We start from the raw sequence: 24002 nt of genomic DNA, 5'->3' as shown, positions 1-24002 counted from the left end.
AAATCAAGCTACTTAATTCTTCAAAGAAACCACTCCTTTTTCTGTCCCTAACCCTAAAATATGTTTCGCTCTCAGGTAACGATTGACATTTCCGGCATCATAATTTGCACAATCTTTATCAAAACTACTGATTCGCACCATACCTGATGAGTGGATAAATTCATTATTCCCCAGCCACATACCCACGTGCACTACTCTTTCTGGTTTTTCGGGAGTAGCTTTTTCGCCAAAGAATAGTAAATCGCCTACTCTTAGTTTTTCAAAAGGCACATCTTCACCTATAAATGCCTGTTGAGACGCATCTCTTGGCAATAAAATCCCATTGGTCTGATATACCATACGCATATAACCACTGCAATCAACACCTTTCCATGAGGTACCACCCCACAGATACGGTAAGCCTATCATACGAAAAGCCGTTTTAGTTAATGCTTCCGGGCTTGGAGAAGTCATTTTCTTCCAATCCTGATAAGAAATTGCTTCACGTTTTAGAATGAAACCTTTGCGGGTATCAGGGTAGACCACTTCATAAAAATCAGCCACCGTATCTTTTACTATCAATAAATCTCCCCAGGTAAGGTCAGAAACCGTCTGGGTATTTTCGTCTTCTTCAGTATATGCAAAACCAAAAGGCTTGGCAAACATGAGTTTTGTCTGGCTTTGGTAGGCTTCTACTTCATTTTTTAGTTTCCGCTTGATTGTACCGCCATCTACCCAGCCAATATAATTGTCAGGTGTTTGTACCAGATACCAGTTACGCTCTTTTTCCAGTACTTTTAGCGTTGTACCTAACAATGATTGCGTAGCCAGTTCAGCTGATTCTTTAGGCATGGTTCGGATATTCGCTACCGAAACATTCACTAGGGCATAGATTTTCCCCTCTAATTCTTCTTCTTCCGGCAAAACTCTTATTTCATCAGCCAGATTATAGCCATTGCTATGCAAACGGCTTAATAATTCTTTTTTGGCTAGAGGTAAATTAGTTTTACCTACCAGTAAATTGCTATCTAAATCTACCTGAAAAACCGCGACCCTTTTGTCGGGTGCATATTTTTTCTTTACCTGCTCAATAATGGTTTGCACTGTAGGGTGTGTAACAGGGCTTTGATTTACCTGAGCAAACAGAGAATTGCTCAAGCAGGTAATTACGATTAAAAGAAGAAGTTTGCTGCGAGTGTTTAGGGAATAATACATTGCGTTTATCACTGTATATAACTATTGTAAATGATTCCAGCCCTGGGCTTTGATACTTATCTTGCCACCACTTTTCATTACCAATTCTACTGCCTTATCTTCAGTCATATATCCAATTGGTGTGATGTCTGAGATATTCTTTATTTTATCAAAATCAGCTTGTTTTACGGTAAACAATAACTGATAATCTTCTCCACCATTCAATGCCGCTGTAATTGGACTAATATTAAATTCAGATGCCGTCAGCATCGTAATATCTTCAATCGGCAGTTTATCTTCAAAAATCAAAGCACCTACACCTGATTGCGTACTTAAATGGATGATTTCGGAAGCCAAGCCATCCGAAATATCAATCATTGCGGTTGGCACAACGCCTGCTTCTGCCAATTCGTGTATAATGTCGGCTCTGGCTTCAGGTTTTAATTGTTTGCCTACCAGGTAAGATTTCTCTTCCAGGTCTGGTTGCATGGATGGGTTTGCCAGATATTCCTGTTTCTCTCTTTCCAGAATCTGTAAGCCAAAATAAGCTGCTCCCAAGTCACCAGTTACGCATAGAATATCATTGGCTTTTGCGCCATTTCTGTACGCAATCTTGTCTTTATCAACAATACCTGTAACCGTAATTGAAAGCACCAAACCTGAGCGTGAGGCGGAAGTGTCACCTCCAATTAAATCCACTTTATAATCTTCGCAGGCAAATTTGATACCCTCATAAATTTCATCAACGGCTTCAACCGAGATTCTATTGCTTAAGCCGATACTTACTGTAATCTGTTTGGCAATGCCGTTCATGGCTGCAATGTCTGATACGTTTACAGCTACTGCCTTATACCCCAAATGACGGAGTGGTGCATAAGCAAGGTCGAAATGAACGCCTTCCAGTAGCATATCCGTCGAAACAAGCATATATTGAGTACCCATATCAATCACGGCAGCATCATCTCCTATAGCCGTTATTGTCTCCGGGTTTTGTATTGTAAATTTTGATTTTATCCGGTCAATCAGGCCGAATTCTCCTAATGCATTCAGTTCTGTTCTTTCCATACCTTCTGTTTGCTGTTCTATCAGCTAATATCTATTTTTTCGCAAAGATATACAAAAAAAGGTGGACTTTTCAGCCCACCCTTCCTCTCAAAATCTTTGTAGCTTATTGAATAGCCAAGGTATATGTATTAATAGTACCACCCGTTTTCTGGCTTGCTGTAGTCCGTGTTAATATCAATTGTGTATCGGTAATCGAATCAATCGTAAAATCTATGGTTCCACCTGTACCTGTTGGTGCAGGGCTCAGATTTTTCAAAGTCAATTTTGTATCACCAGTCAATTCATATTGTCCAGAAAATGTATTACCATCAAATTCTATTAAAGTAGCTGATGGAGCAGCGGATAATCTTAATTGGAAGCTCGAATAACCTGGTTTAGTATTGTTGGCTGCACCTTTTGTATACACAATCGCTGTTCCCTCTTTCACGGTACTGGCTACCCAGTTCTTTTTGATTTTATCAGATACTGGTACTACTTTCTCTTTTCCGCAAGAAAAAATGAAAAAACTACAAGCAAACAATAGAATGGCAATCTTTTTCATAGAATGTTTTTTTTGAATATGTAAGTTCAATCTTTTTTAATCAACATTATCGCTGTTTATCAGAACACCCGACAAATATGGCTTAAATATAAACTAAAAAAAAATCTTCTTTATCATATTGACGTATTTTTTGACTAATTGGTTGTAATAATCAGCGTTTAAATCTTATGCAAAACGAATTAATCTGAATTTTCATTGTCAGCATTCATAAATCTTTACGACCTTTGCAAAAAATATTTTGTAAGCATTGAAAGAGTACACCCGAAATCAGTTGGCGCTTCGCAATGGTCAGGATAAGGAAGAAATCTGGGTAGCCTATCAGTCAATTATCTACGATGTCACACATTCAAGATTATGGCGAAACGGCAAACATTACGAACACTGGGCCGGCCAGGATTTAACTGACGAACTGAAAGATGCCCCACATACAGAAGGAGTTTTTCAGCGGTTTAAGGCGGTAGGGAAATTGATTTAAAGGTTGTCTGAACTTTGATTTCACTGATTAAATCAAAAAATTAAAGGTTCATTTTCTAATTCTTAAATCATAGTCAATCATTAAATCAGGTAAGTCAAAGTTCAAGACATTTTTTACTATGAAACTCATCGAATCAATTATACTTTTCGCCAGTCTGGCTTTTTTAATTATGTTTATCGATCAGGCGCTTTATAAGAAAGTACCTTTGAGCGATAGCTATTTCTTTCTGATGTTCTCACTGGCTGGGTTCTTATTTTATACTTATCGTAGAGGTTTAAGAAAAATTAAGGAAAAGCAGGAGGCAGAAGCGGAGGCTAAGAAGGAAGAGAAACCTAAAAATATCGAGCAACGCCTTAAAAGAAAATAAGCAGACCTGGTAACCAGAAAACCATCTCGCCTATCCAACGATAATGCTGAGTAGTTGACAGTTTTTTAGGAAAAAGAAAAATTGCCAAGGTAACACACGCCATCAGGAATTCGATGAGAAATGCTTTTTTCATATAACCTTCAATGCTTGTAAGCAAGGTTATACCTACAAAGGCAGTAATGCCTATTACCACCAATCGGACTTGCTTCTCCCCTAATTTCTGTGCAAAGTTTTTCACTTCTGGCATTTCCTTCATTTCATACCATGAAAAAACCAGCATGCTTTGATGAACGAGCAGAATAAAATTAAAAGCTGATAAATACTGCCAGAAACCTAAAGACTTAACCACAAAAGCACTCCCGAAAATCGGCACACTATACAGCAAAGCCGTGGCTATTTCTTTATAATAATGATAGGCTGATGCAGTAGTTTTCTTTTGTAGAATACGAAAATAAAGCAGAAGAAAAACTGAAAAAGCGATGCCAAAAATAACCACAGGTTTTGGCAGAAAAAAAACCAGAAAGAGCGCCAGAAACCCCAATACAATAATAACTACCTGCAAATAGTATTGATTATCAAAATGGAATTGATGCCGAACATCCTGCGGTTCTGATTTGATATTATCCAAAAATCTGTCGAAAATATAGATAATCCAGGTACAGATGCCTAAGACTATTAATACCAGTTCATGGGGTTGGCTATGTCCATCAGGCATTTTCCAGAACATGACGCTACTCAATACTGCTCCTGTAACCACATCAAGGCTGAGGTAGTGGAGAGTTTTCAGGATGTGAGTAGGTTTGTTTTTCATAAAATAATTTAGTGAATGAGCGATTTAGTGATTGAGTGATTAATTTAGTGCCAGTAATTATTTAATCACACAATCACTCATTCACTAAATCACTCAATTGTTAAAAATATCTCATCCCCAATCTTAATCTGTCCTTTCTCAACGACCAGCAGATTCTGCCCGAATAAGATTTTATTGCCGTTTCTTCTGTATTGAGCTAAGGTTTTCAGCGGCTCTTTCCCTTTTACGGCGGTTTCGGGGTTGATTGTAGTTAATACACAACGGGCGCAGAGTTTTACACCTACCAGCTTGGCCTCTCCTACCCGAAAATACCTGAATTGGTCTTCATCATGGGCTTGTCCGCCTGAAAAAACCAGGTTAGGACGGAAGCGCTTCATTTCCATTTTTTCGTCCAGTTTATCATTCAGAAAATCCAGACTTGATTGTCCGATAATCAGAATCGGATAACCATCTGAGAAACTGGTATGTTCTTCATGCGTAATCGAATATTTAGGATCTGTTAGCCGAACAGAATCATCTGGTTGATAATATAGATGAGTTTCTTTTTCTAAAACTTCTGTAAACCAGGCATCGGCTTCATCATTTACTCTAATGCCTCTTACTATATCATCCCAGATAGTAATCATACGATTATCGTCAGTCTCGGGTTCGAAAGGTACTCTCAATGGGGCAATATCTTTCTTGCGGTGGCTTACTTTTAGTCCATCAAGTTCTATGGCAACATCAATCAAGGCCATCTGTTCATTTTCCCGCTGTGTTCTGAACATATTTTCGCCATCAGCCAATACCCATCGACGGTCATACTGGAGCCCCCGGTCTTCTACTTGTGCTGATTGGAGCGAAATTCCACCCAAAGATTTAATCGGGTAAATAGTTATTTCAGTAATAATTATTGCCATATTTACTTATATTTTTTCGGATACAACAATTCTCATTTAAAATCGTTTGAGTTATTAGGTCAAACATATAAATTGGAGGAAAATTCAAGGCGTCATAGCGAGCCTCTGTTTAGTGTCGGTGATTAACTTATAGCTACAACCTATAAAAATTGTGGGCGTGTATGATGGCCCTACCCATTTATACGATGAAAAAAATATCTTATCTCTTTACATTTCTGCTCCTTTCGAATGGTGTTTTTGCGCAACTCCAAATGTATAAACGTGGTCTGGCAAGTTTCGATAAAGGTCAGTACGATTTAGCTATCAAAGACTTAGCAAAGGTAAATAATATTGCCGAAAGTGAAAAAGCGAATCTGAATTACAAAATAGCAGAAGCCTATCGCCTATCAAATCGTTGGGTTGAGGCAATTCCTTATTACGAAAAGGCATTTGAAGCCAAATTATTGGTGCCGGAAGCGCATTTTCATTATGCCTTTGCCCTGAAAGCAGCTGAAAAATATGATATGGCGCTCAGAGAACTACAACAGTTTATTGACTCTAAAAGTACTATTAAAGCCTATAACGAGAAAGCCTATCGCGAGGTAAATACCTTGAAGATTATAGGTGAGATAAAGAAAAAACAAACAGAAATTTCGTTCAAAAATCTTTCAGCACTCAATACAGCTGGTGCAGAATTTTCTCCAATGATTCATGGCGATGAACTGGTTTTCACGGCTTCACGCAAAAGTAAAACTTACTCTAACGGCTTACCTTATGTGGGTTTGTATAAAGCCCGTTTAGCCCGCTCGATGGCTGAATTAGGCAAACCTGAAAAATTCAGCGCAGCGATTTTTGACGAAGAACGGAACGAGGGTACCCCTACGTTTTCGCCGGATGGAAAAACAATGATTTATGCCAGAGGGAATACAGGCAAAAGGAAAGACTTATCACCTGATATGGATTTGTATATCTCACGCTATGTAGATGGTAGCGGCTGGACAGAGCCTAGTTACGTGAGTGCCTCTGATTCAGCTAGCTGGGATGGCTCCCCAGCTTTCTCACGCGATGGTAAAACGATTTATTTTGCGTCTAATCGTCCGGGAGGTATGGGTGGCATTGACCTTTATCGCGTAAATATGGATGCCTCGGGCCGTTTCGGTAATCCTGTGAATCTCGGGAAAGAAGTAAATACAGCAGGTGATGAAATGTTCCCTTACGTATCGGAAGATGGCAAACTTTATTTCGCTTCTGACGGGCATCCGGGCCTTGGTAAATTAGATTTGTTTATAGCAGTTCGTTCAGGTGGTAAAATTACTGTTGAGAATATGGGGGCGCCTTACAACTCAAATATGGACGATTTTGGACTGACCATGAGTAAAAAAGGTGATATTTTCTTTACCTCAAACAGAGCTGGAGGAACAGGCGATGATGATATTTATTATTATGAAGCCCCACAAGCTGATTTAACTACTAATGACCCGAACAAATCGTCAGGTTCTCCGTTGATTCCGGTTTCAATACCTGATAGTTTGAGCAAGCCTAAGGAAATAAAAACCGTAAGGTATTATCTGGTGGGTACTGTTTATACCAAAAATGCCAATAATGAAAATGTGCCACTAGATTCAGTAAGAGTAAAGATTCTTGCAGGTGGACAAGAAGAACCAATGACAGAGGTGGTTACGAGAAAAGATGGTAAGTTTGGCCCGATTGGCTTACAGGAAGACGGCGATTATGTGATTCTGGGCAGTAAAAAGAATTATCTGGCTAAACGTGAAGACTTTTCAATGAATGGCCGGGCAATTCCTCAAATATTGCTGACAAAGGCTATTACAGATACTACTTTTTATACAAGCTTGAATCTGGAAGAAATTGCTTTGGAGAAAACTTTCCGTGTAGAGAATATCTATTATGATTTAGATAAATGGGATATCAGACCTGATGCCGCTATCGAACTTGATAAATTGGTACAGGTTTTGAATGATAACCCGACAATCAAAATCGAGTTAGGTTCACATACTGACTCCCGTGCAACTGAGGTATATAACCAACGTCTGTCGCAGAGACGTGCAGAGTCAGCCGTAAACTATATTGTTTCGAAAGGTATTGATAAAGCCCGTATATCGGCCAGAGGATATGGTGAAAGTGAGTTGTTAATCAAAAATGCTAAAACTGAAGACGAACATCAGACTAACCGCCGAACAGAATTCAAGATTATTGAAATAGAATAACAATAGACCCATATATATAACCCAATAGCCCCGGAGTTTTCGGGGCTATTTTTTGTTTTATGTATCACGATTTTTCAAATCGCTCCTTCAGATTGCCACATATATCTTTAAAAACCTACCGCTCGATAAATATGTCGAAAATGAGCTAAAGATTGTTATATTTGAGCTAACGTTTACCGTACAAATTTCACCAACTTTGCCCCATCTTGTCATCTGCCTATTACCTTTTACATAAGTTTCCAATCAACTAAATTATTTTACGTATTATGAAACACCTGTTTACCGTAACGCTTGTAGCGTTTGTATTATTGATGAGTTGCGAAAAAAACGAAGACCCGGGTAATCCGACCTACAAGGGTCCGGAACAAAATTTAGGAGATGGCAAAGCTTACTCCTGGGTAACTTTTGCTGCCGACAATAAGCCTCTATCTATCGGTATTACGCTAACCAAAGGCGCACTAGACAACATTCCTCACACGGGTGTAGCTTTAGTATTAGCATTACCTGCACAGGCAGTTGGGAAAACACCCTTTAGCCATATCATGCTTGATTATCTGCATACAGGTCATGAACCTCCCGGCACTTATGATGTAGCACATTTTGACATGCATTTTTACATTCAGTCTCAGGCTGAACGTGAGGCGATTCCGGCTTATCCGGTAGCACCTGCTAAGTTTGACAATCTGCCCCCTGCAGGTTATATCCCTAGTGGCTATATCCGCCTTCCGGCTGGTGTACCTGCGATGGGTGTTCACTGGGCCGATCCAAAATCACCTGAATTGGCCGGTACTGGCAAGTTTACTGAAACATTAATCTATGGTTCGTACGATGGGAAGATGACCTTTATCGAGCCTATGATAGCCCATGAGTTTTTGAAGGGTAGTCCGAATGTAAACAAGCTGTTGCCGTTACCGACCAAGTTTGAGAAGTCAGGGTATTACCCGATGAATTATAGCATTAAGAAGGTAGGAGATGACATTCAGGTAAGTCTCGATGCCATGATGCTTATGCAGTAAGATTTTAAAATAACTTTTGTAGAAAATATATTGAGTGATTTAGTGATTGTGTGAATGAGTGATTTTAGTTTAAAATTACTGTTCTCCATTTTTTAATCACTAATTCACTCAATCACTCATTTTCTCAATTCTTCTTACCACCTAATCAACGCCGATCCCCAGGTAAAGCCACTACCAAAGGCAGCTAAGCAAACGAGATCTCCGTCTTTTACTTTTCCTGCTTCCCAAGCTTCACATAGTGCAATTGGTATAGACGCGGCTGTAGTATTACCATATTTCATGATATTGTTATAGACTTTATCGTCGGGTAATCTCAAAGTCTTTTGTACAAACTGGGCAATACGCAAGTTGGCTTGATGAGGAACTAACATATCAATATCGGCAGGGGTTAAACCTACTTTATTTAATGCTTCCATAATTACCTCTGGGAACTTCGTTACTGCTGTTTTGAATACCAGTTGCCCGTTCATATTCGGGTAATAGGTTTTATTTTCAATCAGGTTTTCGTATACAAATATTTCTCCATACAAAGCATCCGGGAAACCGAATTGTTCTTTGCCCAGATGTTTACCTCCATGACTACCCGGACTAATCAAAGCCAGTTCTTCTGCATAAGTACCATCTGAGTGTAAATGCGTTGTCAAAATACCCTTGCCCTCTTCGGTAGTTGGTTGTAATAAGACTGCGCCGGCACCATCACCAAAAAGAACGGCTACGTTACGCCCGCGAGTGGTGAAATCAAGACCCATTGAGTGCATTTCAGAACCTACTACCAATATGTTTTTAAACATTCCGGTTTTGATAAACTGATCGGCTACCGAAAGCGAGTAAATGAAACCCGAACATTGGTTTCTGATGTCGATAGCACCCATTTCTTTGTGAGTAATACCTAACTCACGTTGTAAAAGCACACCACAACCCGGGAAATAATAGTCAGGGCTAAGGGTAGCAAATACGATAAAATCTATCTCTTCTGGTTTGATACCTGCTCTTTCGCATGCAATTCTGGCCGCATTCGCTGCCATTGTGGTCGGAGTCTCTTCGTGTTTTTTGCCGTATCTTCTTTCTTTAATACCCGAACGCTCCTGTATCCATTCGTCAGAAGTATCCATCACCTTCATTAAATCTGCATTTGTAACTACCTGCTCAGGTACATAAAAACCTATACCTGCTATTTTTGAATTGACCATATTTGTTGCTTTTTGAATTCAGCCACGAAGTTACAAGAAATTCGCTTGAATGTGCAAGAGAATCTTGGAATAGTACTTTGGATGACTGAGTATATATGATGCTCTTTTGAAATTTATTTGCGGTTATATCTTATATACCTGCTTTTAGCGAAAAAGGCCTATTAACCACTCAGTCAAAATCTCCCCGTATCTCTTTACTTATTCATTTAATTCAGTAAATTAGCAAGGTTGGTTTACAGGCAAAGATGCAAGGATTTTAAACCTGTTATTAAAACTTCATGGGACTTTATTTTTTTCCACCAAGTCTGGCATTGAGTGATATTATCCGTACTTATCGTGTGGTTGATTTCAAATTTACTGATATCAGTAATATCCCTCCTAAACCTTACCCTCCACGCCCTGAGCATTGTCTGAGTTTTTACCCAAGAGATACAGAAATCGTTGAATATGCCGATAGTAGAAAGACATTTTATAATCTAAAATCGGTTCTATTCGGACAGCAAAGTGAGGTAAGTAAACGATATGTTGGGAAAGATTTCCTGCTGTTTCAGACAGTATTTCGTCCGGGAGCTTTATATCGGCTCACCGGTATCCCTTCTTATGAATTAACCAATGGCTATATTGATGCCGAAACTATTTTTCTACCTTCTGATTTAAAAGAAATCAATGAAAAATTAGCGGGAGCTTCCAGTATTAGCTACATGATTGAATGTGTAGAATTATTTTTTTTGAAGAAAATCAGGCAAAGCAATCGAGATATGCACGCCTTAGATAAAGTCTGTAATCTGATGTTGCACACCGAGAAAAACCTGAATATTGATTGGTTAGCACAAGAGTCTTGTTTGAGTGTACGTCAATATGAGCGTAAATTCATGGAACGAATGGGTGTATCACCCAAATACTATCAGAAGATTATCCGCTTTGAAAAGGCTTTTCGATTAAGAAATCAATTTCCCAAGCTTGATTGGTTGAGCATATCCCTGCAATGTGGGTATCATGATTATCAGCACTTGGCAAAAGACTATAAAAACATTACTCGCCAAACGCCTAATGAATTTCATTTTATAGATTTATCTTCACCGGAAAGAACGTTTGGCGAGGCTGATACATACTAAGTCACATTTAATACCATCCGTATTCTACCAAAGATGTCGTGTTTTTACCACCAGACATTTACCTGCATCGCTCAACTTTGCATCATAATCATATAAAACTATGCAAAGAAGAAACTTTTTATTTACATCCGCATTGGCTGCTCCTACCCTGGCAGTAGGCAAACTATCTGAATCTACTGAAGAACGCACCGATAAAGGCTTTGTGATAAAAGCCAGCGAAAGCCGCTTTCAGGAGAAAACAATGGTTGGTGGAAAAAATCCAAACAATATCAAAGTATCAAACAAAGATACCAATGGACAATTAAGCGTTTTTGAATATATAGGAAACGAAAAAGGTGGGCCGCCTTTACACGTCCATCCGAATCAGGATGAGATATTTTTTGTAGTATCTGGTGAATATCTATTTCAGGTAGGACAAGAAAAATATCAACTAAAAGCCGGAGATACGATCTTTCTCCCACGCAAAGTGCCTCATACCTTTGCCCAGACCAGTGAAAAAGGGCAGATGTTTTTTTTATTTCAACCCTCAGGTAAAATGGAAGATTTCTTTCGTACTCTGGGAAAACTAAAAGGTGAACCATCTCCACAGGAAGGTGCTAAAATATTTGCCGACCATGATATGCAGGTAGTTGGGCCGCCTTTACAATATTAACTGACCTATTATAAAATGATTCTTATTGTAAGGGTTCAAAATTTTGAACCCTTACTGGATACATCGATATTTATTTAATCACAGCTGCCATGAGAAGTACTAACTACCTTACCTTTTGCATCAGTTGTTATCATCACATCATATGAAGCAACATCTCCTCCATACGTGACTATTATATAGGTGGTAGATTTCGCGAGCAGGATATTTTTAGAATTAATTCTTTCTTCTTCCCATCCTTTATCAATTATATATCCTTCTTGCAAATCGGCTAATTTTATAATTCTTGGTATACTTTTGAGAGTGTCTTCCCATTTAAGTATAAAATTTATTTTTTTAATGTCATTTCGGAAATTCACATATTTCAGACCTTTCGAACTACAAGCATTAATAGTCTGGTTTTCTAAATCGAAATAGAATTTATTACTGTAATTACAGGAAGTACAAATCAGTATAACAAACACGATAAAAATGCTCTTTTCCATTTCCTCCTGGTGTTTAGAATCTATTTATTTGGTTATTATACTTCCCTTTTTCTTGTATAAATAATACCATAAGCCGACCCCACCTAATAAAATAAATACCCAAAGCCTCATTAATATCACAAGCACATCTTCTAAAAACATCCACCCTATTTTAGCAGAGTCCCAGATGCGGAGGAAAACGTTTGGTCTATAATTATCAATACCCTGACGATTTTCAATCATTACTTTATTTAAGAATGTAGCCTGATATAACTTAATGGTGAGTGTACTATAATCTACCTGATCTTGCAGGTTCAGATTTTGTATTTTATGATCGTCGGCTAGCATTTGATGGTTTAACAGGGCTTCTTCTGCTTCTACAGCTGTGCCTATATTTCCCTTTCTGTTCTCATGTACAGTCTGATTACGGTCTACAAACTTCTCTTGACGTTTATTGGCTAAATCGTTTGATAACATTTGCAGCCTTACGTCTTCAGCCTTGATAGTCCGGTGGTCAACGTAAAGCATCATGCTATTGAGTTCTTTCAACACGCTTGATAAATGCTGATTGGGTACTCTGATGATAATATCGTTTTCAACACTCACCGTACTCACCTGTAACAATGAATCTTCGCTGATAACTACAGTTTTCTTTTCCTGTTCGTCTGAGTGCATGTGTGAATAGGTAATAAAGCCGCCATATTTGGTTGTCAGGTCTTCAATCTGTTCAGAGGATTTCCGGACATCTTTTACCTTGAATTGCATATCGGCCGTACGAAGGAATTTTCTCTGACGGTCAGCAGCAGTTTTAGCAGGCTCGTTGGGTGTGCCAGGCTCCTCTACCGCAACCGTATCTGCGGTGATGTAGGGTTCGTCTGATTTAAAATTAGAATCAACTTTGCTTGAACAAGCCATGAAGAAACAGCCTATTGCTCCGAATAACGCTGCTTTAGATAAAAAATAAAATCGCATAGGTTTCTTAAGGTTTTGATTATACCTCAAAAACGTATGCGATTCAACAGTATTGTATTTATTTTAAGAAAATTTTAAGAATTATTTAAGAATAATTTAAGGATTAGTTCGCTGTTGGTTGTTCCGGGTTAAAATCTTTAAAAGTTTTCTTAATATTGTTGTCAGTTGGTTTGTTTTTAGGCTCCCATCCTGCATCTAAATCAAGCACTACCAAGCCTTTCAAACTCATGGCATTCATCATATCATCAACCTTTCTGATAAAATCAGGGCTTCTGCGAGATGATTTTAAAGAGAAATCGCGGGCAAAAATATCTCCTTTACTCTGAATCTCATTTTTCTTTTCAATAATATAATTCAATCGGTCTATCAGATCTTTCATCGATTTACCAATTACCTCTGTGGCTTCCAGTGTACCAATCGTCAACACCGTTGTGCCACCCAAGGTTGATACCAATCGTTGCTGGTCAGGCTTTTCTTTAGGAATCAAAAAAGATGATAAGCTGGTTGTAGCTCCTAAAGAAGCATTCACAATCGAACGATTCTTCTTACCTTTTTTTGCCTGCGTATAGAGTTTCTTTAGCTCAGACTCTTTTTCTTTCATCTGCTCCATTAGCTCCCAACCTCTTAGCAAAGTTCCTCTGTAGAGATTATACAACTTCTGATCAGTTTCGGCTTCATTAATGGCATTTTTCACCACAAATCTTACGGTCTTTACATCTCTCTTTCTGGTTTTGTCCAATACAAAAAAATCAATTGTAAATGCCAGTGTATCTAATGGGTCTCTTACAAAATCATAACTGGGTTTAAAGATAAACTCATACTGATTTGGGGTATTCTTCACCAGCATATCTTTAGTAACTTGCGAATTGTCTGTCAGGAAATCAAAAACCTGTATATCATCATCGCCGTTTGGGTCGGAGAGATAAAAACGCAAACTAACAGTCTGATTTTCTCTCAGATAGAAATTACTCTCACGCGGCACTACCACAATTTCAGGCGATAAGTCTATCTGTGTAGCCTCTATTTTCAATCGACCTTTTACCTGTGCCTTTGAGGGCTGGTCTTCTACATAAAACTCTATATAAATAGGCTGATTTTTTATCTGCTTGAATTGCGTCAACGACGGCGTCCACGAAACCTCTCCTTGCGACGAAATCTTCATACCTTCAGGCAAAGTTTCCATTGACGGTACAACTACAATAGGGTCATTATCTTCATCAAAAACCGAGTAACGGTCAAACTTATAAATGTTTGTCGTATTATACTGTACGTAAAACGGTTTCAGGTCTCTTACCACAGGCGCACGATTCACATGCTGAATCCTGAATTCAACTTTTGCAGAAATCGCATCTGAAGTATCACATTTTGCTTCAAAAATAACCTGTTGGTACTTGAATCCGGCCAGGCGGTCAACTATATCAAAAGAAGGATTCCAATAGAATCTTCCCAATGAATCCAGTTCCATCCCATCCAGTTTTCCCTGAGGTATAGAAAATCGATACCTTTCACAATTTTTACCCTCTACTTTCAGATTAAACGAAACAGGCACTCCCTCTTTCAATTGGGTCCAATCGGTGCCAGCAGGTAAAATAATTTTTGGTGAGTCTTGTGCGAATGCTTGCTGAAAAAACACTAATAAACTAAAAATCAGTATGTTAGTTCTCATTTTAATCATACATAAATAATTAAAAAATTGGTACATAAAGTAATAACCAACCTTACAGTCTACCAATTACTTCTCTTCTGTAGCCATATCTTGCTTGCTCATACCTGGTACAACTACGCAAGGGAAGCCAAACAAACAACGGTCTTTTATCATTTTTATTACTTCATCAGGTACGTTTTCTTCCCAACCTTCCTCGCCTTGTTTGATCAATTCGAGGGTTTTATCGGTGTTAATACTGAGGTTTTTCTCATTGTAATGGTGTATATCTTCAATCTTATTATTAGCTATCAGATAACGGTATAAATCAAGCAAATGTATAGGCGGTGTAAAGCGCATACTATTCATGATATTATTGTTCTGATAGGTTGGATACACAAACAATTTCAGGTTTCTACTGAATAATGTTGCAAAAGACTCCAAAATCCCCCCAGGCAAATCCGTATAGTGTTTTTCTTCAAAAATGTATTCCAGATTCGGATAGCCGATAATCAGGCCCATCTTTAGCTTTGTGATTTTTGAGAGATAAGCTACCAGTTTATAGTATTCCTGATAGTTGGAAATCATTACCATCTGCCCCAGCGAACAGAGAATATCTACTCTATCTAAAAAGTCTTTTTCGTCAATCTCTGCCTCGTCTTGTTTCAAGCCTTGCAGGGTAATCTCAGAGAGTACCACAACCTTGTCTTTATCCACGTCAGCCTCACGCATAAACTGTTTCCTGCCAGTTTCGAGCATATCCAGATGTACGTTCACCAATGGGCGGAATCTTCCTCTCAGTACCAGTGCGTGTTTTCTGAAAAGTACTTCTGATGGCTGTAAATTCTCTCCATCTGGCCCGAAAAGAGCAATATCAGAGAAACCGTAGGTTACCAGACGCAAACTCATCAGTCGATTATCGACATGTTCAAAGTCTGGCCCTTCAAAGCGGATCATGTCAATCTGGATACGGTCTTTCGATAAGTCATCCATCAACGATAGCAATAAAGCCTCAGGATCTTTGTGATAATAGTAGCAACCATACATCAGGTTTACGCCTAAAACTCCCAATGCCTGATGCTGCAAAACGTTATCATTATCCAGCATTTTTACATGGATAATAATATCGTTGTATCCGCCTTTAGGTGTCAACTGAAATCTTACACCCATCCAACCGTGCGCATCATTGGTTTTATGATAATTCAACGCCGCTACTGTATCCGAAAATGCAAAAAACGTAGAGGTTTCTCCCCTTTTTTCCCCTAAACGTTCAATCAGCAAGCCGTACTCATGATCAAGCATACTCATCAAACGGGGCTCACATACGTATCGACCATTCTCCATCACTCCATAGATGGCATCAGAGAAGGTCATATCATAGGCAGACATGGTTTTGGCAATTGTTTTTGATGCCCCACCTGCCTTGAAAAAATTAGCCGCCACATCCTGACCTGCTCCAATTTCAGCAAAACATCCGTAAATCTGACTGTTCAGATTGATACGCAATGCCTTTTGCTTGGTTCCCAGATTTTTCTCATAGATGGTTTCCATTGCTGATGTTTTTTTGCTCATTTAATGCTTACACTCCTGTTCTTATTTCACTATGCAAAGTTAGCCTCATATTTGTACTTTTCCAAGTATAAAACTTAAAAACAAGCAAGTATGATGCCGAACAAATAGGACAATATCAATGATTTTTTGGACTGAAAATCAACTTTTAATAAAATCTTAAGGGGCATTTATCTGATTAAGTCTTCGATATGCCTTAATTTTGAATTTGAAAAGCTTTGGACAAATTATGGTATTAAAACAATTTCTGCCAAGTCCTTTCGTTGAGGCTTAAAAACCTTTTGATACTATTATAAACAAAGTACTTCCTATTATAATTACAAACTTTTAATAATGTTTAAGCGGTTTACATATCTTATACTGTTTTTAAGTCTGAGTGGGCTACTCTTTGCCAATGAGCAAAAAGCAGCTTCGCTTAAACCGTCTAAGGGCATACGTAAAACAACGGCTAATAAAGAAAAAAATATTCCGCCGAGTGCTGACGACTATATATCGATAGATTTTAACACCAATTACTACATAGTGCGCGGTGCGCACGATAAACAGGGCGATTATGGCTATATAAGCACTGATAAGTACCTCTTCTTAAATGAGAATACATTATTAGACTTATTTGTTCAAAAAACCTTAAGTTTTTTCAAGAGTGAATGCATTTATTTGCTAAACTGTATCTGGCTTATCTGATACTCTCTCTCTCACAATTATTCTCTGATCCAAAACAAATCTGAATCTATCAGACAGACTTTCATTTGATTTTCAAATGAGGGCTTGACGCTGTGTTTTAAATCGTATTTACAATAATCGCATTACCAGTGAAAAGAATACAAAATATTGTTTTTCTATGGCTTTTCTGTGCCAGGGCTTTAGCCGCCGGAGATTCTCTTAAAATCACTTTAAGAGAATTAGAAGGTACTTTTTTACAGAAAAATGCCTTATTAATGGCGCACAAATTTGATATTGAAGCCAATCGTGCTGCTATCATCCAGGCTAGATTATGGGAGAATCCCACGCTGACGTTTGAGCAGATGCTTTATAATAACAGCACACAGAGAATTCTACCAATTTTAGGTCTGAGCGATGTAAAAGGCTCGCCAACTACCCAACAGGCGGTGCAACTGCAACAACTATTTTACCTCGCCGGCAAACGTATCAAACGTACTGCTCTGGCCGAAACAAGCACCCAGATAGCAGAAGATAACTATTATGATGCGCTAAGAGGCTTGAAGTATGAATTGCGCAACAGTTTCTACGACCTCTACTATTTGCAGGGTATCTTAAGGATTTATGATGAAGAGTTTGCGTCTTTAGCCAAAACGCTGGAAGGCATGAATACACTGCTGCAAAAGGGAATTATTCCTATTAAGGATATTACCCGCATCAGAGCCTTACAGTTTTCGCTGGATACTGAGCGAAAAGATTTAAAAGTGCAGATGCTGGAGCGTCAGGTAACGCTACGCACCATTACAGGCACTCGTAATGAGGTATTCTTTGTTCCACAAACGGATAAAAATACCCTTGATGCCTTGAGTATTCAGACACTTACCTTAGATAATCTGATTACGACAGCACTGGAAAATCGCCCTGATTTACGATTGCAACAATCATCATTAAAGTATGAGCAGCAGAATTTAGTCTATCAGAAAGCACTTAAAGTACCTGATTTGCAGGCGGGGCTTACTTATGACCGCGCAGGTAGTAGCGTGCCCAATTACTTTGCGGCTACATTTCAGATAGGCCTGCCCATTTTCAATAAAAACCAAGGCAATATCAAAGCGGCAGAGTACCGCATCCAATCAGCACAGAAACAAGTGCTGAGCCAGGAAGACCGGGTGATTGGCGATATACAATTAGCTTACAGAAAAGCCCTTGAAGCCGACCAATTGTATAAAAGCTACGACAATGCCTTTATGATTGACTTCGACAAGCTTTTTGATAATGTAAAGGTCAGTTTTGACAAGCGGATTATCTCTATGCTCGACTTCATTGATTTTTATGAATCGTATAAAAGCAGTGCAGTGCAAATGAATCGTCTGCAAAACGACCGTATCAATGCCATCGAAGAAATAAATTTCATGGTAGGCAAAGAAGTAATCAGCTTACCATAAGGCAGAAACGAATTTAAGACCAAATTAAATTTTCATGAAAAATACAAAAGTAATCATTCATTTATTCAGCTTGTTGACTATCATTACACTGGTTTTCCAGAGTTGTAAGAGTGATAATAAACAGGAAGAACCAGCCAAGGGGAGTTTCGTACTGACCGATACCATGATGGTAAAGTTAGGTTTTGACGAAGTAGCTACCAAAGTACTTTTATCAGAAGTAAAACTAAGTGGAAAAGTAACCGCCAATGAAGACAAAGTAGCAAAGGTATTTCCGCGAGTAGATGGAAACATCGAAAAGCTGAATGTGCAATTAGGCGACTATGTGCAAAAAGGCCAGGTATTAGCCATTATCCGCAGCCGCCAGGTAGCTGAGATGGATAACCAGTTGAGCATGGCAGTATCGAACCTACAAATTGCGAGAAAGAACCTTGGTGTGGAAGAAGAATTATTCAAATCGGGTTTAGAGCCTGAAAGAAATGTAGTCAATGCTCGTCAGGAAGTACAAAAAGCAGAATCTGAACTGAAACGCGTCAACGAAACCCTGAAGATATATGATATAGGCAAAGAGGCCACATATCAGATAAAATCACCGATTTCAGGCTTTCTGATTGAGAAAAATGCCGTAGAAGGCATGGATTTCAATATCGAAAACATTGATAATTTCTTTACTATCTCTGATTTGAGCGATATATGGATTCTAGCCGATGTTTATGAAACCGATATCAACAAAGTGAAAATCGGTTATACATGCGACATTACAACACTGGCCGACCCTGATAAGAAAATAAAAGGCAAGATAGATAAAATCTTCAATGTGCTAGACCCTGAAAGTCGGGTAATGAAGGTCCGTATCCGCCTACCAAATCCGGGATATACCCTTAAACCACAGATGTTTGCCATTGTAAGAGTGTATCATGAAGAACCGCAATCAATGCTGGCGATTCCTGCCAAAGCGGTTATTTTTGATAAGAGCAAACAGTGGGTAATGGTATTCAAGGATCGGCAGCATATTGAAACCCGTCAGGTCATAATTTTCAAAACTGTGGGAGACTTCGCGTATATAGATTCGGGTCTGAATGCAGGGGAGAAAATCATCTCAAACCAGCAATTGCTGGTATACGATGCCCTGAACGATTAGCCAAGCTAATTTTATCAAATATATAAACGGAATGAAAAAGTTCTTGATTATCACTATCCTATTATTAAGCTACCGCGGTTTTGCACAAGAACAAAAACGTGTCAATCAAAGGTTTAATTTTCACTTTCAACAAACGGTGGTTACTCAGTATCAACCGGGCGTAAAGTCTCCTTATTCGGGTACAAATAGTTTTTCGGCCAAAGAGGAAGCGCAGACTTCGGTTACCTCAACCTTTTTTATCGGGGTGCGTTTAGGCAAAAATACGGAAGTGTATTTTAACCCAGAATTGGCAGGTGGTAGTGGTTTAAGCCGGGCAACTGGTATTGCGGGTTTCCCAAATGGTGAGACATTCAGGGTAGGCAATCCCAAACCGACGGTTTATGTAGGTAGAGCATATATCAGACAATACATTCCTTTAAGCAAAGAGACCGAGCAGGTAGAAGATACGCCCAATCAGTTGAGAGGGCTGCATCCTACCAAATACTTATCATTTGTATTTGGCAAGTTCTCTTTAGCCGATTTCTTTGATGCCAACTCTTATAGCCACGATCCACGTACCCAATTTCTGAACTGGTCGTTGATGAGCAATGGTGCCTGGGATTATGCCGCTAACGTTAGGGGCTATACACAAGGCATCATGCTCGAGTACGTGAGTCCATCCATGTCAATCCGTTATGCGGCTGCGCAAGTACCGCAGGAGGCCAATGGAGCCAAACTGGACAAAAATCTGGGCAAGGCAATTTCGCATCAGTTAGAAATCGAAAAACCTTTTGGTAAATCTAAAATACGTGTATTAGGCTTTATCAACAAAGCCGATATGGGTAATTACGCATTGGCTGCTCAGATGCAGATGCCTGACATTACAGCCACCCGAAAATACAGCCGTACCAAAACAGGCTTCGGTATTAATTTCGAACATGAATTTTCAGATGATTTAGGGCTTTTTGCCCGATATAGTTATAACGATGGCCACAACGAAACCTGGGCATTTACCGAGATTGACCGCTCGGCGAGTGTTGGGGTGGCACTTCACGGTTCTAAATGGAATCGGGAAGAAGATACAATCGGATTGGCCGTTGTCTCTAATGGTATTTCAAAAGACCATAGAAATTATCTGAATGCAGGTGGCTTGGGCTTTATGGTGGGCGATGGAAAACTGAACTATGGCAGCGAAAACGCCATAGAGCTTTACTATCGCTATTATTTACACGCAGACCATTTCTGGATTTCGCCAGATTATCAGTTCGTCATGAATCCTGCTTATAATAAAGATAGAGGCCCTGCCAATGTTTTTGCGGTAAGGGTACATGTAGAGTTCTGATAGTTGAAATCCATGAGAGAGTCTGAATATTGAGCAAGCTCATTAAGCCATTTTCTCATGAACAAATTCATTAAAAATATTATCGCGTTTTCTTTAAAGAACCGCTTTTTTACATTCTTTTTTGTGGGGGTATTATCCATTGCCGGATTAGTCAGTTACCTGAATACCCCCATTGAAGCGTTTCCCGATGTCACTAATACACAAATAATTGTTGTAACTCAATGGAATGGCCGCAGTGCTGGAGAAATTGAACGTTTTGTTACGATTCCGATTGAGGTAGCCATGAACTCTGTACAGAAGAAAACCAATGTGCGGAGTATCACGATGTTTGGCATATCTGTTATGAAAATCATCTTTGAAGATGATGTAGATGATTTTTTTGCCCGTCAGCAGGTTAATAACCAACTCCGGACAGTCAGTTTGCCAGAAGGTGTAGATCCTGAGATACAGCCTCCTTATGGCCCTACAGGTGAGATTTTCCGCTATACCCTGAAGAGTAAAAACAGAGATTCCAGAGACTTGCTGACAATCCAGAACTGGATCATAGACCGTCAGTTAAGAGCGGTTCCGGGTGTTGCCGATTTAGTAGCGTTCGGCGGTCGGGAAAAGATTTACGAAATCATGGTAAATCCACTCTTATTGCATAAGTATGATATTACACCTCTAGAAGTATACAATGCGGTTGAAAAGAGCAACGTGAACGTAGGGGGTGATATTATAGAAAAGAATGGGCAGGCTTATGTGGTGCGAGGTCTGGGTCTGTTAACTAAAGAAGAAGATATTGAGAATATCATCATCGAAACGGTAAATGGCACGCCTATCTATGTAAAAAATGTCGCACAGGTAACCGAATCGAACTTTCCAAGGGTAGGACAGGTAGGGCTAGGTGATGATGATGACGTGGTAGAAGGAATTGTAGTGATGCGCAAAGGAGAGAATGCCAGCGAGGTGCTAGCCAGAGTAAAAGAGAAGATTGATGAACTGAATAACAAGACTCTGCCATCGGATGTAAAAATGGTTACGTTCTACGACCGTGATAATCTGATGAAATTCTGTACTGAAACCGTTCTGCACAATCTGGCAGAGGGGATAGTTCTGGTAACAGTCATTGTATTGTTATTTATGGCCGACTGGCGAACGACTGTGATCGTATCTATAATTATTCCATTGGCGCTGCTGTTTGCGTTCTTCTGTCTGCAGCTAAAGGGTATGTCTGCCAACTTACTTTCGATGGGCGCTGTCGATTTCGGAATTATCATCGATGGAGCAGTAGTGATGGTAGAGGGGATATTTGTAGCGCTCGACCATCTATCTCATAAAGTGGGTATGGAGAAGTTTAACAAGCTTTCTAAAATGGGGCTAATTAAAAAAACCGGAGCCGAAATGGGGAAAGCCGTTTTCTTTTCTAAACTGATTATCATTACCGCCCTGATGCCTATTTTCAGTTTTCAGAAAGTAGAAGGCAAAATGTTTAGTCCATTGGCCTGGACATTGGGTTTTGCGCTTTTAGGTGCTTTAATATTTACTCTCACATTAGTGCCTGTTTTATGTTCGATTTTATTGAAGAAGAACGTTAAAGAAAAGAATAATCCTATCGTACGTTTCTTTGATAAAGGTATTTCCTCGTGGTTTAACTGGACTTATGCCCATAAGCGTTTAAGCGTGTTCATATCCTTTATTTTTATGGGAGTTACATTTGCATCTACTGTTTTGTTAGGAACAGAGTTTTTGCCGCAATTGAATGAAGGAGCCTTGTGGGTAACAGCCAAAATGCCCATGAGTATGTCGCTCAACGAAACGGTAAAAATGGTACATACTTTGCGTGATAAGATAGAAAGATACCCCGAAGTAAACGCGGTATTGTCACAAACAGGTCGCTCGAATGATGGCACAGACCCCTCAGGATTCTATTTTGCTCAAATGCAGGTAAACCTGAAACCAAAAAAAGAATGGTCAAGGAAAATCAGCCTTGATGGATTGATTGAGGAAATGGATAAAGAACTAAGACAGTTTCAGGGTGTCAATTATAATTATTCACAGCCAATTATCGATAACGTAGCAGAAGCCGTAGCAGGTATCAATGCCTCTAATGCCGTAAAGATTTTCGGGAATAATCTGGAAGATTTGAATAAGTATGCCGATGAAGTGCTGAATGCCATTAAGGACGTACCAGGGATTAAAGATGTTGGTATTTTGCGAAATATCGGGCAACCCGAAATGCAAGTAAACCTGAATATGAAGCGTATGGCTTTCTATGGTGTACAAACCAGCGATGCACAGGCGGTAATAGAAATGGCCATTGGGGGCAAAACCGCTTCGATTATGTATGAAGGCGAACGCAAATTCGACATCAGAATCCGCTACCTGCAAGAGTACCGCAAAGACGAAAACGATTTAAGCAGTTTGCTGGTACCCACTACCAGAGGTACCAAAGTGCCATTGAAAGAGATTGCCACTATTGAAACTGTAACCGGCCCAGCCTTTGTATACCGTGATAAAAACAAGCGCTTTATTGGCGTAAAATTCTCTGTTCGCGAACGTGATTTGGGCAGTACCATTGCCGAAGCACGTGCCCGTGTAGCAGAAAAAGTAAAACTTGACAGAGATACCAACATTGAATGGACAGGAGAGTTTGAAAATCAGGTACGCGCCAGTGAACGTCTGGGGCAGGTAGTGCCATTGTGTCTGGCAGCTATCTTCGTGATTCTGTTTATCATGTTCGGCAATGCCAAAGATGCGGGGCTGGTATTAGTCAATGTACCTTTTGCTTTGATTGGGGGTATTCTGGCGCTACATACAACAGGGACTATCTTTGGGATTTCGGCAGGAGTAGGTTTTATTGCTTTATTCGGGATCTGTGTTCAGAATGGGGTAATTCTGATTTCGGTCTTTAATAAGAATCTTTCTTCCCGAATGTCGTTGGATGATGCTATCCGGGAGGGAGTGAAATCCAGAATACGTCCGGTGGTGATGACAGCCTTGATGGCTGCTATTGGTTTATTACCTGCGGCTATTTCGACGGGTATTGGCTCAGAAACGCAAAAACCATTGGCAATTGTAGTTATCGGAGGATTGATTTCAGCAACGATTTTAACATTGCTTATTTTCCCGATTATCTACCGATTCTTCTATCGCCACAATGTGCATACGCTGAAGGATTTGGAGTAAAGCAAATGTTTTTAATCACGGAGATTAACTGTGTGACCAACTCCTAATTAATCTCCGTGATTAAAATTCAATATTTCATTTAATACTCTTTCACTACTGATACATAATAAATGGC

21 protein-coding genes are annotated in these 24002 nt (G+C 39.4%); 11 read left to right on the top strand and 10 right to left on the bottom strand.

From position 1 onward, the window contains the following. Positions 1-12: 12 nt before the first annotated feature. From ACYVFA_RS17150 to ACYVFA_RS17140, 3 genes are all read right to left on the bottom strand, one after another. Positions 13-1137, bottom strand: a complete 1125-nt coding sequence (locus tag ACYVFA_RS17150; RefSeq protein WP_460473079.1) for a C40 family peptidase — start codon at positions 1135-1137, stop codon at positions 13-15. Between the two features lie 78 nt (positions 1138-1215). Then, on the bottom strand, positions 1216-2238 hold the full coding sequence (gene thiL / locus ACYVFA_RS17145; protein WP_460473078.1) for a thiamine-phosphate kinase: 1023 nt from the start codon (positions 2236-2238) through the stop codon (positions 1216-1218). A 103-nt stretch (positions 2239-2341) separates the two neighbouring features. Then, positions 2342-2779: a hypothetical protein gene (locus ACYVFA_RS17140; protein ID WP_460473077.1), complete on the bottom strand. Its 438-nt coding sequence runs from the start codon at positions 2777-2779 to the stop codon at positions 2342-2344. A 247-nt stretch (positions 2780-3026) separates the two neighbouring features. On the opposite strand from ACYVFA_RS17140, the gene ACYVFA_RS17135 reads away from it, so the two are divergent. Both ACYVFA_RS17135 and ACYVFA_RS17130 read left to right on the top strand, forming a co-directional pair. Continuing rightward, entirely contained in the window at positions 3027-3254 is a 228-nt protein-coding gene (locus ACYVFA_RS17135) for a cytochrome b5-like heme/steroid binding domain-containing protein (RefSeq protein ID WP_460473076.1), read from the top strand. 118 nt (positions 3255-3372) lie between these two features. Next, positions 3373-3621, top strand: a complete 249-nt coding sequence (locus tag ACYVFA_RS17130) for a hypothetical protein (RefSeq protein ID WP_460473075.1) — start codon at positions 3373-3375, stop codon at positions 3619-3621. Here the strand turns inward: ACYVFA_RS17130 and ACYVFA_RS17125 are convergent. Next, positions 3608-4432, bottom strand: coding sequence for a hypothetical protein (locus ACYVFA_RS17125; protein ID WP_460473074.1), 825 nt, complete (start codon positions 4430-4432; stop codon positions 3608-3610). The two genes, ACYVFA_RS17130 and ACYVFA_RS17125, sit on opposite strands and share 14 nt — an antisense overlap. An 89-nt stretch (positions 4433-4521) precedes the next feature. Beyond that, on the bottom strand, positions 4522-5331 hold the full coding sequence (locus ACYVFA_RS17120; protein ID WP_460473073.1) for an MOSC domain-containing protein: 810 nt from the start codon (positions 5329-5331) through the stop codon (positions 4522-4524). A 185-nt stretch (positions 5332-5516) separates the two neighbouring features. On the opposite strand from ACYVFA_RS17120, the gene ACYVFA_RS17115 reads away from it, so the two are divergent. Further along, positions 5517-7538 (top strand): OmpA family protein, encoded by a 2022-nt coding sequence (locus tag ACYVFA_RS17115; RefSeq protein WP_460473072.1) that lies wholly within the window; start codon positions 5517-5519, stop codon positions 7536-7538. Between the two features lie 266 nt (positions 7539-7804). Next, positions 7805-8554 (top strand): DUF5602 domain-containing protein, encoded by a 750-nt coding sequence (locus ACYVFA_RS17110; protein ID WP_460473071.1) that lies wholly within the window; start codon positions 7805-7807, stop codon positions 8552-8554. Between the two features lie 134 nt (positions 8555-8688). Here the strand turns inward: ACYVFA_RS17110 and ACYVFA_RS17105 are convergent, their stop codons facing one another. Next, positions 8689-9744, bottom strand: a complete 1056-nt coding sequence (locus tag ACYVFA_RS17105; RefSeq protein ID WP_460473070.1) for a 3-oxoacyl-ACP synthase III family protein — start codon at positions 9742-9744, stop codon at positions 8689-8691. A gap of 278 nt (positions 9745-10022) precedes the next feature. Here ACYVFA_RS17105 and ACYVFA_RS17100 point away from each other — a divergent pair, with 278 nt between their 5' ends. Both ACYVFA_RS17100 and ACYVFA_RS17095 read left to right on the top strand, forming a co-directional pair. Further along, a complete protein-coding gene (locus ACYVFA_RS17100; RefSeq protein ID WP_460473069.1) occupies positions 10023-10859 on the top strand; it encodes a helix-turn-helix domain-containing protein in 837 nt (278 codons plus the stop codon). Between the two features lie 100 nt (positions 10860-10959). Next, positions 10960-11511, top strand: coding sequence for a cupin domain-containing protein (locus tag ACYVFA_RS17095; protein ID WP_460473068.1), 552 nt, complete (start codon positions 10960-10962; stop codon positions 11509-11511). 74 nt (positions 11512-11585) lie between these two features. Here the strand turns inward: ACYVFA_RS17095 and ACYVFA_RS17090 are convergent, their stop codons facing one another. The 4 genes from ACYVFA_RS17090 to ACYVFA_RS17075 all read right to left on the bottom strand — a co-directional run bounded on the left by ACYVFA_RS17090 (position 11586) and on the right by ACYVFA_RS17075 (position 16137). After that, a complete protein-coding gene (locus ACYVFA_RS17090) occupies positions 11586-11993 on the bottom strand; it encodes a hypothetical protein (protein WP_460473066.1) in 408 nt (135 codons plus the stop codon). A gap of 24 nt (positions 11994-12017) precedes the next feature. Next, positions 12018-12944 carry a DUF4349 domain-containing protein gene (locus ACYVFA_RS17085; RefSeq protein ID WP_460473065.1) on the bottom strand — a complete coding sequence of 309 codons (927 nt, stop codon included), beginning with the start codon at positions 12942-12944 and terminating at the stop codon, positions 12018-12020. A 103-nt stretch (positions 12945-13047) separates the two neighbouring features. Continuing rightward, entirely contained in the window at positions 13048-14610 is a 1563-nt protein-coding gene (locus tag ACYVFA_RS17080) for a hypothetical protein (protein WP_460473063.1), read from the bottom strand. 66 nt (positions 14611-14676) lie between these two features. Continuing rightward, positions 14677-16137, bottom strand: coding sequence for a TonB-dependent receptor (locus ACYVFA_RS17075; protein ID WP_460473062.1), 1461 nt, complete (start codon positions 16135-16137; stop codon positions 14677-14679). Between the two features lie 351 nt (positions 16138-16488). Here ACYVFA_RS17075 and ACYVFA_RS17070 point away from each other — a divergent pair, with 351 nt between their 5' ends. The 5 genes from ACYVFA_RS17070 to ACYVFA_RS17050 all read left to right on the top strand — a co-directional run bounded on the left by ACYVFA_RS17070 (position 16489) and on the right by ACYVFA_RS17050 (position 23887). Then, positions 16489-16839, top strand: coding sequence for a hypothetical protein (locus tag ACYVFA_RS17070; RefSeq protein ID WP_460473059.1), 351 nt, complete (start codon positions 16489-16491; stop codon positions 16837-16839). Between the two features lie 128 nt (positions 16840-16967). Next, positions 16968-18260, top strand: a complete 1293-nt coding sequence (locus ACYVFA_RS17065) for a TolC family protein (protein ID WP_460473058.1) — start codon at positions 16968-16970, stop codon at positions 18258-18260. Positions 18261-18294: 34 nt separating this feature from the next. Then, positions 18295-19398 carry an efflux RND transporter periplasmic adaptor subunit gene (locus tag ACYVFA_RS17060; protein ID WP_460473057.1) on the top strand — a complete coding sequence of 368 codons (1104 nt, stop codon included), beginning with the start codon at positions 18295-18297 and terminating at the stop codon, positions 19396-19398. A gap of 31 nt (positions 19399-19429) precedes the next feature. After that, on the top strand, positions 19430-20719 hold the full coding sequence (locus tag ACYVFA_RS17055) for a carbohydrate porin (protein WP_460473055.1): 1290 nt from the start codon (positions 19430-19432) through the stop codon (positions 20717-20719). A gap of 57 nt (positions 20720-20776) precedes the next feature. Beyond that, positions 20777-23887 carry an efflux RND transporter permease subunit gene (locus ACYVFA_RS17050; protein WP_460473053.1) on the top strand — a complete coding sequence of 1037 codons (3111 nt, stop codon included), beginning with the start codon at positions 20777-20779 and terminating at the stop codon, positions 23885-23887. Positions 23888-24002 lie beyond the last annotated feature (115 nt).

It is taken from the genome of Emticicia fontis, from assembly GCF_054779675.1.
The sequence above is the reverse complement of the archived record's forward strand: the minus strand, read 5'-3'. Positions and strand labels throughout refer to the sequence as shown.